This is a genomic window from Mycobacteroides saopaulense, from assembly GCF_001456355.1.
In the GTDB taxonomy this organism is placed as follows: domain Bacteria; phylum Actinomycetota; class Actinomycetes; order Mycobacteriales; family Mycobacteriaceae; genus Mycobacterium; species Mycobacterium saopaulense.
Genome location: NZ_CP010271.1, coordinates 800676 through 817207 on the forward strand (window position 1 = coordinate 800676; position 16532 = coordinate 817207).

Below are 16532 nucleotides of genomic sequence, written 5' to 3' on the forward strand. Positions count from 1 at the left end.
CTATGAACGTTCTTACGGAGCCGCTCAACCTCAGAAGGGATGCCTGTGGCCGACAACAATGATTTCGCTACTCTCCAGTACCCCGGAGGCGAAACCAAGCTGGATATCGTCCGCGCGACCGAGGGCTCTGATGGCTTCGCGCTGGGCAAGCTGCTGGCTGACACCGGCTACACCACCTTCGATGCAGGGTTCGTCAACACCGCGTCGACGAAGAGCGCCATTACCTACATCGACGGCGACGCCGGCATCCTGCGTTACCGCGGCTATCCGATTGAGCAGTTGGCCGACAAGTCCACCTTCATCGAGGTGAGCTACCTGCTCATCTACGGTGAGCTGCCCACGCCGCAGCAGCTGGAAGACTTCACCACCAAGATCCAGCGGCACACGCTGCTGCATGAGGATCTCAAGCGGTTCTTCGACGGCTTCCCGCGCAACGCGCACCCGATGCCGGTGCTTTCGAGTGCCGCGAACGCACTCAGCGCCTACTACCAGGACTCGCTGGACCCGCATGACGACGCACAGGTCGAGCTGTCCACGATCCGGTTGCTCGCGAAGCTGCCGACGATCGCGGCCTACGCCTACAAGAAGTCGGTCGGGCAGCCGTTCCTGTACCCGGACAACACGCTGACGCTCGTCGAGAACTTCCTGCGGATGACCTTCGGTCTGCCGGCCGAGCCGTACGAGGTGGATCCGGAGATCGTCCGGGCCCTCGACATGCTGCTGATTCTGCACGCCGACCACGAGCAGAACTGTTCGACGTCGACGGTGCGGCTGGTCGGCTCCTCGGATGCCAACCTGTTCACGTCCATCTCGGGCGGCATCAACGCGCTGTGGGGCCCGCTGCATGGCGGCGCCAATCAGGCGGTGCTGGAGATGCTGGAAGGAATTCGCCAGGAGGGCGGCGACGCTCACGACTTCGTGCGCCGGGTCAAGAACCGCGAAGACGGCGTCAAGCTCATGGGCTTCGGACACCGGGTCTACAAGAACTACGACCCGCGCGCCCGCATCGTCAAGGAGCAGGCCGACAAGATCCTGTCCAAGCTCGGGGGCGACGATCAGCTGCTGGACATCGCCAAGTCGCTGGAGGAGATCGCGCTCACCGACGACTTCTTCGTCGAGCGCAAGCTGTACCCGAACGTGGACTACTACACCGGAGTGATCTACCGCGCGATGGGCTTCCCGACGCGCATGTTCACCGTGTTGTTCGCGCTCGGCCGTCTGCCCGGCTGGATCGCGCACTGGCGTGAGATGCACTCGGAGCCCGGCAAGATCGGCCGTCCCCGCCAGATCTACACCGGTTACGGAGAGCGTCAGTACCCCTGACCTGCTGTATCTGACGATGTGATGCAAATCTGTTTGCATCGCTAATAGTTGTAGTTTCACAATGGTTGCGTGGAAGCGACCATTGGTGCGTTGAGCGAGCGCCGCAAGATCATCATCCTGGGGTCTTGCTGCCTGAGCCTGCTCATCGTGTCGATGGACTCCACCATCGTGAACGTGGCGCTGCCGACCATCCGGGCGGATTTCGGTGCCAGCACCTCACAGCTGCAATGGGTCATCGACATCTACACCCTGGGGCTGGCATCGCTGCTCATGCTGTCCGGGGCGGCGGGGGACCGGCTCGGGCGCCGGAAGGTCTTCCACATCGGGCTGTCGATCTTCGCGGTGGGCTCGTTGCTGTGCAGCATGGCGCCCTCCGTCGGACTGCTGATCGCCGCACGCCTGCTACAGGCAGTGGGCGGTTCGATGCTCAATCCTGTTGCCCTGTCCATCATTTCGCAGGTGTTCACCGGTCGCGTGGAACGCGCCAGGGCGCTGGGCTTCTGGGGCGCGGTAGTGGGGATATCGATGGCGCTGGGCCCGATCGTCGGCGGTCTGTTGATCGAATGGGTGGGCTGGCGGGCCGTCTTCTGGATCAACCTGCCGGTGTGTGCGCTCGCCTTCGCGCTGACCGCGATCTTCGTGCCGGAGAGCAAGTCGGCCACCATGCGCGACATCGATCCCGTGGGACAGGCGCTCGCGGTGCTCTTCCTGTTCGGCATCGTGTTCACGCTCATCGAGGGCCCCACGCTCGGGTGGGCGACGCCCCGGCTGACCGCCGTGCTGGCCGTCGCGTTGGTGGCGTTCGTGGTGTTCCTCCGGTACGAGTCCCGGCGCCACCACCCCTTCATCGACCTGCGCTTCTTTCGCAGCATCCCGTTCGCCTCGGCAACGCTGACGGCGATATGTGCGTGCGTGGCATGGAGTGCGTTCCTGTTCACGATGTCGCTGTACCTCCAGGGCGAGCGCCACTTCTCGGCGATGCACACCGGGCTCGTCTACCTTCCGATTGCCCTTGGGGCGGTGGTGTTCTCGCCCATCTCAGGCCGCATGGTCGGCCGGTACGGGGCGAGGCCGTCGTTGTTGGTCGCGGGCGCCCTGTTCTTCACCGCGTCGATGCTGCTCACTCGGGTCTCGGGGGCGACGCCCGTCTGGGAGCTCCTGGTGACGTTCGCCATCTTCGGGGCCGGGTTCGCCATGGTGAACGCGCCGATCACCAATGCCGCCGTCAGCGGTATGCCGCTGGACCGCGCCGGCGCGGCCTCGGCGGTCACCTCAACGAGCCGTCAGGTCGGGGTGAGTATCGGTGTGGCGCTGTGTGGTTCGATCGGCGCACCCGCTCTGTGGTTCATGTGCGCGGGACTGGGACTGGTGATCGCTACGCTCGGTATCGTGTCGACCTCCGGGGCCGCGATACGGTCCGCTCAAAGACTCGCGCCGCTTATCGAGGGCACCGCCCGGCGAGAGGTGTCTCGTGTCGGATAGGCCGCTGGCGGACGAGGTGTGGCGCGCCATGGCGAGCCTGGTTCTCGACAACCGTGACGGCTGGCGACGGGCGGTGGTCGAGCAGACCGGGCTGCCGTTCAGTCGGGTGCGCATCCTGAGAAGGCTTGCGCGGCAGTCCCTGACGATGAAAGGGATCGCCGAGGCCACGGCGCTGGATGCCCCGGCCACCACCGTGGCGGTGAGCGATCTGGAGAAGCGCGGGTTGGTGGTGCGCCGAGTCGACCCGGACAACCGCCGGTGCAAACGGGTGTCGTTGACCGAGGAGGGGCAGCGGTTGATGGCGGCCATCGCCGAGCTGGACGATCCGGCACCGGCCGGACTGGTCGGACTCGACGAGGCGGACCTGAGTTCCCTGCGCGAGATCCTGCAGAGGGCAACCGGCCCCCGCCCCTGAACGGCGGCTAGACCGAGGTACGTAGTTCTGCGAGCAGGGGTTCGGCCGCTTCGGACAGAAAGCGGTCCTGGTGGTCGCCGCCGACTTGCACCAGTGCGATGTCGGTAAAGCCCGCTTCGGTGTAGGCGCGCGCCTGTTCGATGATTTTTCCGAAATCCGAACCGCAGGGGATGTTTTCGGCGACGTCCTCCGGCCGTACGAACTTCGTCGCGGCGGCGAAACCAGCGGGAGTCGGGAGGTCGGCGTTGACCGGCCAACCACCCGCGAACCAGCGAAACTCGGCATGGGCGCGCTTGATCGCGGACTCTCGGTCGGTGTCCCAGCAGATGGGTAGCTGGCCGATCACCCGGCTTTCCTGCGGAGCGGCGGCTGAACGGCGTGCCTGCCGCCATCCGTCCACGATGTCCGCGTCCGGTGCCACCGCGATCAAGTGGTCGGCGACCGGTGCAAAACTCGCCGCGGTCTCGCCGCTGGATACCGCGACACCGATGGGAACCGGTGTGTCAGGCAGGTCCCATAGCCGGGCGGAATCTACCTCGAAGTAATCGCCCTTGCGGTCCACGTGCTCCCCGCAGAGCAGGTCGCGAATGATCTGGATTGCCTCTCGGAGCATGGCCTGGCGCCGCCGTACCGTCGGCCAACCTTCTCCGACGACGTGTTCGTTGAGGTTCTCGCCACTGCCCAGGCCCAGTGTGAACCGTCCGTCGGCGAGAATCTGCAGGGTGGCTGCCTTCTGCGCGACGACGACAGGGTGATAGCGCATCGTCGGGCAGGTCACATAGGTTGCCAGGTCCACACGCTCGGTGGCCTGGGCCACCGCGCCCAGCACCGTCCAGGCGTAGGGAGCGTGTCCTTGCGAGCTGAGCCACGGGGAATAGTGGTCGCTGGACACTTCGAAGTCGAATCCCGCCTCCTCGGCGGCGATGGCGTAGCGGACAAGGTCTTTTGGCCCGCTCTGTTCTGTCATCAAGGTGTAGCCAAAACGCGTCATGCCGGGGTGCGTACCCGCCGCCGTCCGTCGTGAAACCTCTCTGCCGGATCCGGCTATCGCCCCTCCAACACCGCCCGGGCGGCGTGATATCCGCCCAATCCCGATACGCCGCCACCTCGGCGAGAACCTGAGCCGCACAGCAGAACTCGGTCGTGATCGGTGGCCACGCCCCAGCGTTGCGCGGCGGTCTCCAACACTTCGTCGTCTTCGGCGAACGGCCAGTGCAGCCCGCCGTGGAAGATGTTGCCCGCCGTCATCCCGAGGGCATTTTCCAGGTCGGTGGTGGTCTTGGTCTCGATACACGGCCGACCGTGCGCGTCGGTGGCCACCACATCGGTGATGGGCTCGGCCAACACGGAGTTCAGCGATGCCAGCACCGCATCCTGCAGTTGGGCGGCGGTGGCATCGAGCCCGTGTGGGGTGTGCAGGCCGAAGACCGTCAAGGTCTGAGTCCCCGACGCGCGCAGTTCGGGAGACAGGATGCTCGGGTCGGCCAGGGAGTGGCAATAGATCTCGCAGGGCAGTGGATCGGGGATCTGCCCGCGCGAGGCATCTTGGTAGGCACCCTCCAACTGGCTGTACGTCTCGTTGATATGGAATGTGCCGCCGAAAGCCTGTTCCGGCGTGACATTTTCATCGCGAAGCCGGGGCAGCCGGTTCAACAGCAGATTCACTTTCACCTGCGCGCCCGGCTGGCCGGGGGGCAACGGCTCACCGAGTAGCCGAGCCAGCACGGTGGGGCTGACTCCACTGAGAACACGTTCGCCCACCACGGTGTGTTCCTCACCGACGGCGCGGTATTTCACCTCGCCGTCGGGATTGATCGACAAAACTTCGGCCCCGGTGCGCAATTCGGCGCCGTGTCGGCGTGCCGCAGATTCCAGTGAGCCGGTCACGGCACCCATGCCGCCGATCGGTACATCCCACGGATTCATCTGGTGATACAGAAAGCAGATGTTCTGCTGCAGGGACGGATCATCTGCACTGGCAAAGGTACCGATCAGCGCATCGGTCAGCAGGACGCCGCGCCGCAGGTCGTCGGGTGTGGCCGCACGGATCGCCTCGCCGATCGGTGTTTCGATCAGCTGCTCCCACGCACCGGTGCGGATGTCGCTGCGTCGTCGCAGCGGTTCCAGCATCGAGTCCCACAGCGGCCGGGTGACTGAATCGCACAGTGCCCCGAATTCCGCGAAATCATCTGTGGTGGCAAGGAATCCGCTGCGTCCCTGATCGGCAGGATCCGGTGTGTATGACGCGTACTTGCGACGTGCCAGTCGCACATCCAGGCCCAGGTCGTCGATGATCTGTCGCGGCATGAGGCTCACCAGATACGAGTATCGAGAAAGTCGTGCGTCCACGCCCTCGAAGGCGAGAGCAGATATCGCCGCTCCGCCCAGCACGTCGAGCCGCTCCAGCAACAGCACGCGTTGGCCCCCGCGGGCCAGATACGCAGCGGCGGTCAGGGCGTTGTGCCCGCCGCCGACGATTACGGTGTCATACGTGTCAGATTCGGTGACGCCCATGGGAGAACTGTACGGCCTCCGCGCGGTCAGTCGATACTCTTCAGGACGGCCTCGAACTCTGTGCAGAACCAATCCACGTCTGTCCGCGAGAATGCCAGCGGGGGTCTGATTTTCAGCACATTACCGTCCTGTCCGCATACGGAGATCAGCACCCGCCGGTCTCGCAGTGCATTCACGATATGCAGTGCTCCCGCACGGTCGGGTGTGCGAGAACCGGGATCGACCACCACCTCGACTCCGGTGTACAGGCCGGTGCCCCGGATATCGGCGAGCCTGACGTGCCGCGAGGCCAGCGAACGCAACTCGGTGCGCAGCATCGCGCCCACTTCGGCGGCGTGGAGCTGCAGCTTCTCATCCTCGATGACATCCAGCACGGCAGATGCTGCGGCCATGGAGACGGGATTTCCGCCAAAGGTGTTGAAGTAGGGCACTTCCTGCGCGAACGGGGCCAGCACCTGGGACGTTGCCGCCATGGCCGAGACCGGAATGCCATTGGCCATGGGTTTGCCCATGGTCACCAGGTCCGGCACCACACCGTGACGGATGAACCCCCACATGGCCTCACCGGTGCGGGCGAATCCTGGTTGGACCTCGTCGGCGATCAGTACACCGCCTGCCTTGCGCACAACCTCGGCGGCCGGTTCGAGTACCGAGGCGTCGGGGTAGATGCCATCCGAGGAGAAGATCGTGTCCACCACCAGGCAACTCAAACCGTAGCCCGCCGAGCACAAGTCTTCGATGGCGCGGGATACATCCGAGGCGAAGGTGCCGGCCAGATCCGCCGGCAGTGTCCGATAGCTGTCGGGCGCGGCGACCGTGCGTACATGTGGACCCAGTGAATCTCCGCCGAGCGACGGGGAGATGGCGGTGACCGCCGCGGTGTTTCCGTGGTAGGCGTCACTGGTCACGATGACTCCCGTTTGGCCCGTGTACTTCTGGGCGACTCGCAGTGCCAGGTCGTTGGCCTCTGAACCTGTGCACGCGTACATCACCCGGTCGATGGCGCCGGGCATGGTGGCAAGTAGACGTTCGGAGTAGTCGACGATGCCGTTGTGGAGATACCGAGTGTGCGTGTTGAGGGTGGACATCTGCCGGGTGACCGCGTCCACGACGTGCGGATGGCAGTGGCCGACGCTGGCCACGTTGTTGTAGGCGTCCAGATAGCGGTTGCCTTCGATATCGAACAGATGGCTGCCCTGCCCGCGTACCAGATGGACGGGCCGTTCGTAGAACAGCCGGTAGGCCGGGCCGAGCATGCGTTGCCGCGCCGAGATCAGTGACTCGATGTCCGGATCTTCGTGCTGTCCGGCATAACTGTTCGAATCCATGATGTTGGAAAAGCTCATCGTTCGTGTGCCTCCTCAAGCACTGTTCTTCCGAGGTCCTCGTAGCGGTTGGGTGCGACGTACTTGAGGACGAGTGCCAAAGTGACGCCGCCGATTCCGGTGGCAGCAACGACCCAGGGAATCGAGGCGAAGACCCAGTCACTGGCCGCGGTTCCGGCGGCGAACGAGGCGTGCTGGGCCAGCAGGTAGACGACGTAGATCATGCCCAGCCCGCCCAATAACGGTGCCACCAGGGTTCGGAACCAATGCGCGGTCTCTGGATGATTGCCCAGCACATGGAAGTAGGAGATCACCGCGAAGGCGGTGAGCGCCTGGACAATCAGAATCGCCGTCGTACCGAGCAGCGCCATCAGCCCGTACAGCCCGGTGTAGGGATCGCGATGGGTCAGTGCGAAGAAAAGCACAATCGCGGTGGCAAACATGGTTTGAACGAAGCCCGCCACGTGTGGTGAGCCATGTGCAGAGTGGGTGGCTCCGATGGTCCGCCGCATCCCCGGTATGACGTTCTCGCGGCCGATGGCATACAGATAGCGAGCGGCGCAGTTGTGGAAGGCCATGCCGCAGGCGAACGATCCCGTCATCAGGAGCACCTTGAACAGGTGGACCGCCCACATCCCGAAGTGGCTCTGTACCGGGCCGAAGAAGATGTCACCGGCGGTTGAGGAATCCTGCGCCAGTGCCACAGCATTGTCGGGGCCGGTGCCCACGATGGCGAGCCACGAGACCAGGACGTAGAAGATTCCGACACCGACGACAGAGGTCACTATGGCGATGGGGATGATCTTTTTGGGGTTCTTGGACTCCTCGGCATACATTGCGCTGGACTCGAACCCAACCCAGGACCAGAACGCGAAGAAGAGCCCGACTCCGGCAGAACCCGCGACTGCCAGGGAGCCGGCTGGACCGTGGACCACTCCGCCGAGATCGTGAAAGCCGTTGAGCGGGTTGAGCGATCCCCAGGACCAGCCCTGCGGCCCGCCCCCGCTGACCAGCACCGAGAGGGCCAGGAGGGACAGCATCACGATTTCGGTCACCAGAAAGATGCCCAGCACCCGGGCGGCAAGGTTCAGATCGAAGTAGGTGAGCACCGCGTTGGTGGCCAGCATGACCAGCGCGAAGACCACCCAGGGCACGTCGACGTTGAAGAAGCTGTGAAAGAGGTCGTTGGCGAAGAATGAGAAGATTCCCACCAGGGACGCTTCGAAAACCATGTAAGCCAACGTGATCAGGAATCCTGAGCCCAGCCCGACGATACGGCCGAGGCCATGCGATATGTATCCGTAGAACGCGCCTGTGGCGACGATATGCCGGGACATGGCCGCGTAGCCGATGGCGAAGAGGGTGAGCACGATGGTGGCCACCAAGTAACCCGCAGGGGCGTACGCGCCGTTGCCGAATCCCACCGCCATCGGCACATTGCCGACCATCGCGGTGATGGGCGCAGCGGTGGCGACCGCCATGAACAACACTCCGACCAGGCCGACGGCGTTGGGTTTGAGTCGCTGCATGCTGGCGGTGGCGGGTGGGTCGATGGTGTCGCTCACGGAAGATCCCTTCTCCGTATTTGGTCTGGTATTGGCTGTTTCTCCATGACCGGGTGAGGTCTGGCGATCAGCCCAGCGGTGCTGTTCTGGCGCGACGCGGTCATTTATATCTGACTTAGTGCCCTGGTTGAAAGGGAATCAGGGAAATCGTCCCGGTTGGTTTCCGCGATGTTTCGATCTGAGTCGATTTCGGTTCGTGGACGTTAAATGGTCCGATTTGGTCTGCTTGATCGGCGATTGTGGTGCACACTCGACCCATGCCGGGATTGCCGCCCCATCACAGTGCGTTCGCACAAGCCGCCCTGGTGAGTTACGGGCGCGCCCCGGACACGCCACTGCGGCTCTTGAGCCTTTCCGAGAACGCCACCTACCTCGTTGACGACCAGCGCCCGATCGTCCTGCGGGTACATCGACCCGGGTACCACCCGCTGCCCGCCATCCGTTCGGAGCTGGCCTGGATGCGGGCACTTCGCGCCGAGACGCCGGTGGTCACACCGGAACTTGTGCGGTCCCAAGACGGATCGGATGTGGTCGCCGTGCACGTTGACGGGGACACCTTGCACGTCGATGCCATGGGCTTCGTGCCCGGCTGCACCGCCGAAGAAACCTCCGGCGTGGTCGGGTACGGCAAGCTCGGTCAACTAACGGCACACATGCACGACCACGCCCAGCGCTGGCGCATGCCACAGGAATTCACCCGGTTTCGTTGGGATCTGGACTCGATGTTCGGTCCGCAGGCGCGCTGGGGTGACTGGCGCCTGGCCCCCGGTATGACGAACCGCGACCACACGGCGATCGCCGCCGCGGTGAGCGACATTGGCCAAAGGCTTACCGAATACGGTTACACCCCAGATCGATTCGGTCTGATACACGCCGACATGAGGCTATCCAATCTGATGGTTGATCCGGGGCGACCGGGATCTGACATCACGGTCATCGACTTCGACGACTGTGGCTGGTCCTGGTTCATGGCCGACCTCGGCGCCGTGGTGTCGTGGGTGGAGGACACCCCGGAGGCTGAGGTCGCCGTGGCGGACTGGCTCGATGGGTACCAGCGTGTGCGCAGGCTCTCCGATGATCATCTGGGCATGATCCCCGTCTTCGTGATGCTGCGCCGCGTCATGCTCACCGCCTGGATTGCCTCGCATGCCGACGCGGATGCGGCGATGAGGGTCAGCGACGGATTCGGGGCACGTACCGCCCGTCTGGCAGAGCGATATCTCGGTGACCGAACATGGCTGCGGGAAGCAGTTTTCGGTCGTCGAGTCGGCTGATTCGGTGAGAGAGGAAATGTGATGTTCGATCTGTCCACGAAGTCGGTATTGGTCACCGGTGGTAGCAAGGGAATTGGGCGCGGGATTGCCGAGGTGTTCGCGCGCGCCGGAGCCAACGTCGCGATCGCCGCCCGATCATCGGATGAGACCGCCTCGGTATCAGCGGAATTGGATGAGCTAGGTGCGGGCAACGTGATCGGGGTCCGGTTGGATGTGTCCGACCCGGGCTCCTGTGTCCAGGCCGCGCGGACCGTCGTCGACGCGTTTGGTGGCCTCGATGTGCTATCCGCCAATGCGGGAATCTTCCCGGAAGCGTCACTGGACGCCATGACGCCCGAACAGCTTTCCGAGGTGCTCGATGTCAATGTCAAGGGCACCGTCTATTCCGTGCAGGCATGCCTGGACGCATTGACCGCCTCCGGTCGCGGGCGCGTCGTACTCACGTCGTCCATCACCGGACCCGTTACCGGCTATCCGGGTTGGTCGCACTACGGGGCATCGAAGGCCGCGCAGTTGGGTTTCATGCGCACCGCCGCCATCGAACTGGCGCCGCGGCGGGTCACGGTCAACGCGATACTGCCCGGCAACATCCTCACCGAGGGTTTGGTGGAGATGGGCGAAGAGTACATCGGCGCAATGGCACGCTCGATTCCACTCGGAACGCTGGGCAGTCCCACCGACATCGGGCATCTGGCGGCGTTTCTGGCCAGTGACGAAGCCGCGTACATCACCGGCCAGGCCATCGTGATCGACGGTGGCCAGGTGTTACCCGAATCGCCGGAGGCGGTTAACCCATAGGTGTGGTTACGGCGATACTGAGCAGATGGAGGAGTCGGAGGGCGGTCCGGTAGCCGAGGACGTGCGGCGTCGAATCTTGTCGATGCTCGCGCAGGGCACGCTGCACCCGGGCTCGCGGCTGGGGTCCGAGCGGGAGATGGCGGAGCGGTTCGCGGTGTCGCGCGCCACCGTGCGCAGTGCACTGGTGCCGTTGAGTCGGGCGGGCATCCTGGAACGGCAAACCGGGCGGGGCGGTGGCACCTTCGTGCGCGCCGATGTGGTGCAGCGCAACGTTGCCGAGCTTGTGGGACTGCCCACCCGGCTACAGATCGGCGGCCACACCAGTGACACCCGGGTACTCGGCACATCCCGGCGCTCCGCGACCCCGGCCGAGTGTTCCGCACTTGAAATCGAAGGTGGAGCAGAGGTTTTCGATGTACGGCGGCTTCGTTACGCCGACGGAGTGCCGCTCTCGGTCGACACCGCGTGCTTTCCCGCCGGGCTGGTGCCGGACCTGCTGGAACAGCCTCTCGGTGGATCCCTCTACGAGCTGTGTCAGGTGCGCTACGGATTGACGGCCGACTCGTCCACCGAGACGATCGAGGTGGTGAGTGCAAACCCGCGGGAGGCCGAATGGCTTGACATGCCCCACCGCCGCCCCTTGCTGGCCATCACGCGAGTAACTCGTCACAAGGATGGCCGGCCCTTCGAGTACAGCTATGACCTGTTCCGGGCCGACCGGGTACGACTGACCGCCACCATGACATCGGCGGTGGCGGAAGAAAGCCGGGGTATGGATGGCAAGGTCGAACGCACGGTGCGCGGTCTGGCCGCTCATCGGTGGCCGGACGATACGCTGCTGGCATGACGAAACCCGAGATCGACTTTCAGCCAGGCCCGCCGCCCACCGAATTGGTCATCAAGGACATCACCGTCGGTGACGGTGCGGAGGCCACGCCCGGATCGGTCGTCGACGTTCACTACGTCGGTGTCGAGTTCGAGAGCGGCGAGGAGTTCGACAGCTCGTGGAGCCGTGGTGAATCCATCGAGTTCCCGCTTGCCGCGCTGATCCAGGGCTGGCAGGACGGCATTCCCGGCATGAAGGTCGGCGGACGCCGTCAGCTCACCGTGCCGCCGGCCCAGGCCTACGGCGAGGCGGGTGCCGGTCACCAGCTGTCGGGCAAGACGCTGGTCTTCGTGATCGACCTGCTCGGCGCGCGCTAGGGCTAGTGCCCGGGGAGGCGCAGCACCAGTCTTGCGCCTCCCAACGGGCTGGACTCCAAAGCTGCTGTGCCACCGTGGAGTTCAGCCTGCTGCGCGACCAGCGCCAGTCCCAGTCCAGAGCCGGAGTGCGAGGCGGTCGAGCCTCGTGAGAACCGCTCGAACACCACCTCGCGCTCGGCCTCGGGTATGCCGGTGCCGTTGTCGTCGATGGCGATCTCGACGCCGTGCACGGTGCTGGTAGCGGACAGCAGCACCTTGTTGGCGCCGCCGTGGCGCACGGCGTTCTTGATGGCGTTGTCGATCACCAGCCGCAGTCCCGCGGGCAACCCCAGCATCAAGATGGTGGACGACGGAACCAGGGAAACCTCGACATTTGGATAGCTGCGATCGGCATCGTGCGCCGCGCGATCCAACAGCTCGGTGATGTCCACGGGCACGTGGTCTTCCTCGGTGGTGAGATCGCCCTGGGCGAGCCTTTCCAGTGCGGAAAGTGTTGCCTCGACCCGACTTTGAGTGCGCACCGTTTCCTCGATGATTTCCTCGCGCTGGTCGTCGCTGAGGTTGAGGGTGGAGAGCACCTCCAAGTTGGTCCGCATCGCGGTGAGCGGGGTGCGCAGTTCGTGTGAAGCCACCGCGGAGAAGTCGCGCGCGGTTTCGAGGGCAGCCTTGGTCTTTTCCTGTTCCTTGCTGATGCGCTCGAGCATGCCCTCGACGGCCTCGGCGATCTCCACCGCTTCGCGGACGCCGCGCACGTTCACGTCGTCGGGATTGGATTGCGCGTTGATCAGCCGCGCCTGCTGTGCCAGCAGGCGGAACGGGCTGACCACGATGAGCGAGATGACCCACCCGACGATCACCGTGCCGACCAGCACGCCGCCACAGATCGCCAGGATGCGAATGTGGTACCTGTCGATCTGCCGCTGCGTTTCGGCGATGGGCGCACCCACGGCGACAGGGATGTTGCCCGGGGCGACGAACGAGCGAACGCGGTACTCGACGCCGTTGATGGTGGTGTTGGCGTACGGCTGGTTCAGTTGCGGCAATTCGACGTCACCGGGGATCGACTTGGTGATTCCGCCGACGCGAGTGGTGAGCACCAGGCCATCGGGGGAGTCGAGCTTCTGATCGGAGCTGATCACCACCGAGTTCAGCAGATTCGAGACGGCGCCGAGGCTTGATACCGAGTCGAGGCGGCGGTCCAGCTGGCTGTGCTGGTCCTCCTCGACTCCCACCCAGACCCAGGCGCCGAGCGTGACCACCAGCGCCATCACCCCCAGCGCGGCGATAGCCACCAGCGTGCGCAACGAAAAGACCCGCATGGGCTTTTCCAGCAGTCGGTACGCCAGGTCGGTGATCCGCTGGCTGCGGTGCTTACTGGGCGTGGTCATGGATGGCTACTGCGAGCGCAGCACGAACCCGACACCGCGCACAGTGTGCAACAAGCGAGGCGCGCCGCTGGTCTCCAGCTTGCGGCGCAGATAACCGATGAACACGTCGACGACGTTGGTGTCCGCCGCGAAGTCGTAGCCCCACACCAGTTCCAAGAGCTGGGCCCGGGACAGCACTGCCGTCTTGTGTTCGGCCAGCACCGCCAGCAGGTCGAACTCACGCTTGGTGAGGTCGACCTCGACACCGTTGATACGGGCACGCCGGCCCGGAATCTCAACCTCAAGCGGGCCGACGGTGATGGTCTCGGTGGACGAGGTGGCCACCGCGCCGCGGCGGCGCAGCAGCGCCTTCACCCGCGCCACCAGTTCGGCCAGCACGAATGGCTTGGTCAGGTAGTCGTCGGCGCCGGCCTCCAGACCTGCCACCCGGTCGTCGACCGAGGTACGTGCCGACAGCACACAGACCGGCACGTCGTTGTCCATCGCGCGCAACGCGGTCACCACGCTGACACCGTCGAGCACGGGCATGTTGATATCGAGCACGATCGCGTCCGGACGGTGTTCGGTGGCGCAGCGCAGCGCCTCGGCGCCGTCGCTCGCGGTGTTCACCTCGAAGCCGGAGAGCCGCAGGCCGCGTTCCAGCGAGGCGAGCACATCGGCGTCGTCGTCGACCACCAGTACACGCGGGGAAGCTTGGCCATCAACCATGCCTGCCATCTTGCCCGATGAGGTGCTCAAAACGTTCGATCTGGCGACGCCGGTGCTGCGGCGTGGGTCGCCAGTATCATGAAAGCTGATAATCCGGCGACCCAGACCGAAAGCTTGCGCATGTCATCGAATGTTCCTGTAAAGCTAGTTTCCTATGTTGCTGGCGTTTGTGCTGCAGTAGGCGTGGGGCTGCTTTCCGGGGGTACGGTTGTCGCGCACGCCGACCCGGCCTTCCCCGATCTCAACGGATTCGCCGCGGTGCCGCCGGACGGATTCTTCGTCACCAACGAGAACTCGTCGGTGCGGTCGATCCACTTCTCCACGCCCGACGGCATCGGCTGCATGTTCCGGGCGTCGGCGAACATCTCGCCGAACTCCCGGCAGCGCTTGAGCTGCGACGGCGCCGTTCCCGGAATTCCGGGAGATGCGCAGACCGCCCCGAACGTGCCCGGCATCGGCGGCGCGAGTGCGAATGTGCCGGGCCTGGGCGGTGTGAACCTGCCCGGTGTGGGCACCTGCCCGATGGGCACCGTCGCGCAGAAGGGTGACGGTGCCTTCGAGATCAGCAAGGGCGCCTGGTCCTGTGGCACCAAACCGGAGGCGCCGCTGCTCAACGTCGGGCAGAAGCTCACCTACGGCAATGTCACCTGCGCTGTCGGGGCGGGCAACCTGACCGCGTGCCAGGTGTCCATGGGTGATCAGAAGCACGGGTTCGTGCTGCAACCCTCAGGCAGCACGTCCTTCTAAATAGTTCGTCAGCTCGACGACGGCGGCACGTGAGGCCCGGTTGGCGCCGATCGTGCTGGCCGAGGATCCGTACCCCAACAGGTGGATGGCGGGCTGTCCGGCGACTTGCGTGAGCAGCCGGCCGGTCATGGTGATGCCGCCGAGGTTGTTGCGCAGGCGTAGCGGTGCCAGATGATCCAGTGCATGCCGGAATCCCGTGCACCACAGGATCACGTCGACATCCAGCGAACTGCGGTCGGGCCATTGCACCCCGGCCGGTGTGATCCGGCTGAACATGGGGCGCCGGGCGAGCACGCCGCGCTGCGATGCCTCGGCCATCTCCGGCGTCCACGGCAGCCCCGTCGCAGAGACCACCGATCGCTGCGGCTCCCCGCGCCGCGAGCGTTCGTCGACCCCGGCCACCGCGGCGCGGAGGCGGTCGGTGGTGAAATCGGTGACGAACACCGGCTCGCGCCGAGTCACCCAGGACGTGCGGGTGACGTTCGATATCTCGATCAGCAGCTGCACCGCGGACACCCCGCCCCCGACCACCAGCACGTGCCGGTCCGCGAACTCCTCCGGGCTGCGGTAGTCGTGGGTGTGCAGCTGACGTCCGCCGAAGGTGGCCGCGCCCGGTACGAACGGGACGAATGGCTTGTCCCAGGTGCCGGTGGCGTTGATCAGCCCATCGGCGGTGAACTCGCCGGCCGAGGTATCGAGCGCGAAGCCACCCCCGACCGACCGGACCGTCCGTACATGCACGGGCCGACGGACATCGAGGGCGTAGCGGTGCTCGTACTCGCCGAAGTACCTGGGCATGGCGGTCGAGGCCTTGATGGTGCCCGTCTCGTCGAACGGCAGGCCCGGCAGCTGGTAAATCCGATTGGTGTTGTCGAGTGTCAACGTGGGCCAGCGGAACTGCCAGGCCCCGCCCGGCCCGGGGGAGTGATCGAGGATGACAAATCCGTTGCCGGGCTCTAGGCCGCGCCGCCGCAGGAAGTACCCCGCCGCGATCCCGGCCTGCCCGCCACCTATCACGGCGACGGTAGTCATGCGGGCCATATTAGGGTGGTCGCCATGATTGGTGTAACTAGCGACGGTCCCGTCACCACCATTGAGCTGCAGCGCCCCGAACGGCGCAACGCGGTCACCTACGAGCTTGCGATCGCCTTCGCCGAGGAGGTCACGAAGGCCGCGGAAACCGCCCGCGCCATTGTCGTCACCGGGCAGGGCACCTCGTTCTGCGCCGGTGCCGATCTGTCCAGCGGCGCTCCCGATCCCGACAAGTTCGCCGATGCCTGGCAGCACTCGATCAAGAGCATCGATGCCGCCGACATCCCCGTCATCGCCGCCGTCAACGGCCCGGCCATCGGCGCGGGCGTCATGCTGGCGATGGTTGCCGATCTGCGTGTGGTCTCCGAGACCGCACGCTTCCAGTTCCCCGTCGCCAAATATGGCATCGCGCTGGACAACTGGAGCATCCGGAGGTTGTCCTCGTTGGTCGGATACGGCCGTGCGCGCGGCATGTTGCTGGCCGCCGAGCCGCTCGACGCACAGACCGCGTTCCAGACCGGGATGGCCAACCGCATCGGTGAGCTTGCCGACGCGCAGGCCTGGGCGGCCGAGCTCGCAGGCTTCGCGCCGCTGGCGCTCAAGCACGCCAAGCGCGTGCTCAACGACGACGGTGCGTTCGAGGACCAGTGGCCCGTGCACAAGGAGCTGTTCGACAAGGCGTGGAGCAGCCAGGACATCATCGAGGCTCAGGTCGCGCGAATCCAGAAGCGTCCCCCCAACTTTCAGGGAGCCTGAGC

At 65.1% G+C, this 16532-nt stretch carries 16 protein-coding genes; 9 read left to right on the forward strand and 7 right to left on the reverse strand.

All coding sequences use genetic code 11. The features are described from left to right. The first annotated feature begins 39 nt into the window (after nucleotides 1-39). The 3 genes from MYCSP_RS04020 to MYCSP_RS04030 all read left to right on the forward strand — a co-directional run bounded on the left by MYCSP_RS04020 (nucleotide 40) and on the right by MYCSP_RS04030 (nucleotide 3220). Nucleotides 40-1323 carry a citrate synthase gene (locus MYCSP_RS04020; RefSeq protein ID WP_162266192.1) on the forward strand — a complete coding sequence of 428 codons (1284 nt, stop codon included), beginning with the start codon at nucleotides 40-42 and terminating at the stop codon, nucleotides 1321-1323. A 69-nt stretch (nucleotides 1324-1392) separates the two neighbouring features. Next, nucleotides 1393-2805 (forward strand): DHA2 family efflux MFS transporter permease subunit, encoded by a 1413-nt coding sequence (locus MYCSP_RS04025; protein WP_088413225.1) that lies wholly within the window; start codon nucleotides 1393-1395, stop codon nucleotides 2803-2805. Nucleotides 2806-2833: 28 nt separating this feature from the next. After that, nucleotides 2834-3220 (forward strand): MarR family winged helix-turn-helix transcriptional regulator, encoded by a 387-nt coding sequence (locus MYCSP_RS04030; protein WP_070913588.1) that lies wholly within the window; start codon nucleotides 2834-2836, stop codon nucleotides 3218-3220. A 7-nt stretch (nucleotides 3221-3227) separates the two neighbouring features. Here MYCSP_RS04030 and MYCSP_RS04035 read toward each other — a convergent pair whose 3' ends face one another. Genes MYCSP_RS04035 through MYCSP_RS04050 form a run of 4 tightly spaced genes read right to left on the reverse strand, consistent with a single transcriptional unit; the run spans nucleotide 3228 to nucleotide 8624 of the window. Continuing rightward, a complete protein-coding gene (locus tag MYCSP_RS04035) occupies nucleotides 3228-4211 on the reverse strand; it encodes an LLM class F420-dependent oxidoreductase (protein WP_162266193.1) in 984 nt (327 codons plus the stop codon). Nucleotides 4212-4264: 53 nt separating this feature from the next. Further along, a complete protein-coding gene (locus MYCSP_RS04040) occupies nucleotides 4265-5734 on the reverse strand; it encodes a phytoene desaturase family protein (protein ID WP_088413226.1) in 1470 nt (489 codons plus the stop codon). Between the two features lie 26 nt (nucleotides 5735-5760). After that, entirely contained in the window at nucleotides 5761-7080 is a 1320-nt protein-coding gene (locus MYCSP_RS04045) for an aspartate aminotransferase family protein (RefSeq protein ID WP_088413227.1), read from the reverse strand. After that, on the reverse strand, nucleotides 7077-8624 hold the full coding sequence (locus MYCSP_RS04050) for an APC family permease (RefSeq protein WP_088413228.1): 1548 nt from the start codon (nucleotides 8622-8624) through the stop codon (nucleotides 7077-7079). Before MYCSP_RS04050 ends, MYCSP_RS04045 begins: the two co-directional genes overlap by 4 nt. A gap of 257 nt (nucleotides 8625-8881) precedes the next feature. On the opposite strand from MYCSP_RS04050, the gene MYCSP_RS04055 reads away from it, so the two are divergent. The 4 genes from MYCSP_RS04055 to MYCSP_RS04070 are packed head-to-tail and all read left to right on the forward strand — an operon-like array spanning nucleotide 8882 to nucleotide 11899. Beyond that, nucleotides 8882-9898, forward strand: coding sequence for a phosphotransferase enzyme family protein (locus MYCSP_RS04055; protein WP_070913573.1), 1017 nt, complete (start codon nucleotides 8882-8884; stop codon nucleotides 9896-9898). Nucleotides 9899-9919: 21 nt separating this feature from the next. Then, nucleotides 9920-10696, forward strand: coding sequence for a 3-oxoacyl-ACP reductase FabG (gene fabG / locus MYCSP_RS04060; protein WP_088413229.1), 777 nt, complete (start codon nucleotides 9920-9922; stop codon nucleotides 10694-10696). A 25-nt stretch (nucleotides 10697-10721) separates the two neighbouring features. Then, a complete protein-coding gene (locus MYCSP_RS04065; protein WP_088413230.1) occupies nucleotides 10722-11543 on the forward strand; it encodes a GntR family transcriptional regulator in 822 nt (273 codons plus the stop codon). Continuing rightward, a complete protein-coding gene (locus MYCSP_RS04070) occupies nucleotides 11540-11899 on the forward strand; it encodes an FKBP-type peptidyl-prolyl cis-trans isomerase (RefSeq protein ID WP_070913570.1) in 360 nt (119 codons plus the stop codon). Before MYCSP_RS04065 ends, MYCSP_RS04070 begins: the two co-directional genes overlap by 4 nt. A gap of 2 nt (nucleotides 11900-11901) precedes the next feature. Here MYCSP_RS04070 and MYCSP_RS04075 read toward each other — a convergent pair whose 3' ends face one another. Both MYCSP_RS04075 and MYCSP_RS04080 read right to left on the reverse strand, forming a co-directional pair. Then, the gene (locus tag MYCSP_RS04075) at nucleotides 11902-13218 is read right to left on the reverse strand and encodes a sensor histidine kinase (protein WP_162266308.1); all 1317 of its coding nucleotides are present in this window, start codon (nucleotides 13216-13218) and stop codon (nucleotides 11902-11904) included. Nucleotides 13219-13293: 75 nt separating this feature from the next. Continuing rightward, entirely contained in the window at nucleotides 13294-14004 is a 711-nt protein-coding gene (locus MYCSP_RS04080) for a response regulator transcription factor (protein ID WP_070913569.1), read from the reverse strand. Nucleotides 14005-14115: 111 nt separating this feature from the next. On the opposite strand from MYCSP_RS04080, the gene MYCSP_RS04085 reads away from it, so the two are divergent. Beyond that, complete coding sequence (locus MYCSP_RS04085) at nucleotides 14116-14742, forward strand: hypothetical protein (protein WP_070913585.1); 627 nt, start codon at nucleotides 14116-14118, stop codon at nucleotides 14740-14742. On the opposite strand, the gene MYCSP_RS04090 is transcribed toward MYCSP_RS04085, so the two are convergent. After that, complete coding sequence (locus tag MYCSP_RS04090; RefSeq protein ID WP_162266194.1) at nucleotides 14722-15783, reverse strand: NAD(P)-binding domain-containing protein; 1062 nt, start codon at nucleotides 15781-15783, stop codon at nucleotides 14722-14724. The genes MYCSP_RS04085 and MYCSP_RS04090 overlap by 21 nt on opposite strands. Nucleotides 15784-15798: 15 nt before the next feature. Here MYCSP_RS04090 and MYCSP_RS04095 point away from each other — a divergent pair, with 15 nt between their 5' ends. Next, on the forward strand, nucleotides 15799-16530 hold the full coding sequence (locus MYCSP_RS04095; protein WP_083013770.1) for an enoyl-CoA hydratase: 732 nt from the start codon (nucleotides 15799-15801) through the stop codon (nucleotides 16528-16530). Nucleotides 16531-16532: the final 2 nt, after the last annotated feature.

What these genes read in the sequence shown, in the direction of transcription:
- MYCSP_RS04020 (WP_162266192.1), top strand. Translation starts at nt 40, where the DNA reads ATGCCTGTGGCCGACAACAATGATTTCGCTACTCTCCAGTACCCCGGA.
- MYCSP_RS04030 (WP_070913588.1), top strand. Translation starts at nt 2,834, where the DNA reads ATGGCGAGCCTGGTTCTCGACAACCGTGACGGCTGGCGACGGGCGGTG.
- MYCSP_RS04035 (WP_162266193.1), bottom strand. Translation starts at nt 4,211, where the DNA reads ATGACGCGTTTTGGCTACACCTTGATGACAGAACAGAGCGGGCCAAAA.
- MYCSP_RS04040 (WP_088413226.1), bottom strand. Translation starts at nt 5,734, where the DNA reads ATGGGCGTCACCGAATCTGACACGTATGACACCGTAATCGTCGGCGGC.
- MYCSP_RS04045 (WP_088413227.1), bottom strand. Translation starts at nt 7,080, where the DNA reads ATGAGCTTTTCCAACATCATGGATTCGAACAGTTATGCCGGACAGCAC.
- MYCSP_RS04055 (WP_070913573.1), top strand. Translation starts at nt 8,882, where the DNA reads ATGCCGGGATTGCCGCCCCATCACAGTGCGTTCGCACAAGCCGCCCTG.
- fabG (WP_088413229.1), top strand. Translation starts at nt 9,920, where the DNA reads ATGTTCGATCTGTCCACGAAGTCGGTATTGGTCACCGGTGGTAGCAAG.
- MYCSP_RS04065 (WP_088413230.1), top strand. Translation starts at nt 10,722, where the DNA reads ATGGAGGAGTCGGAGGGCGGTCCGGTAGCCGAGGACGTGCGGCGTCGA.
- MYCSP_RS04070 (WP_070913570.1), top strand. Translation starts at nt 11,540, where the DNA reads ATGACGAAACCCGAGATCGACTTTCAGCCAGGCCCGCCGCCCACCGAA.
- MYCSP_RS04075 (WP_162266308.1), bottom strand. Translation starts at nt 13,218, where the DNA reads ATGCGGGTCTTTTCGTTGCGCACGCTGGTGGCTATCGCCGCGCTGGGG.
- MYCSP_RS04080 (WP_070913569.1), bottom strand. Translation starts at nt 14,004, where the DNA reads ATGGCAGGCATGGTTGATGGCCAAGCTTCCCCGCGTGTACTGGTGGTC.
- MYCSP_RS04085 (WP_070913585.1), top strand. Translation starts at nt 14,116, where the DNA reads ATGTCATCGAATGTTCCTGTAAAGCTAGTTTCCTATGTTGCTGGCGTT.
- MYCSP_RS04090 (WP_162266194.1), bottom strand. Translation starts at nt 15,783, where the DNA reads ATGGCCCGCATGACTACCGTCGCCGTGATAGGTGGCGGGCAGGCCGGG.
- MYCSP_RS04095 (WP_083013770.1), top strand. Translation starts at nt 15,799, where the DNA reads ATGATTGGTGTAACTAGCGACGGTCCCGTCACCACCATTGAGCTGCAG.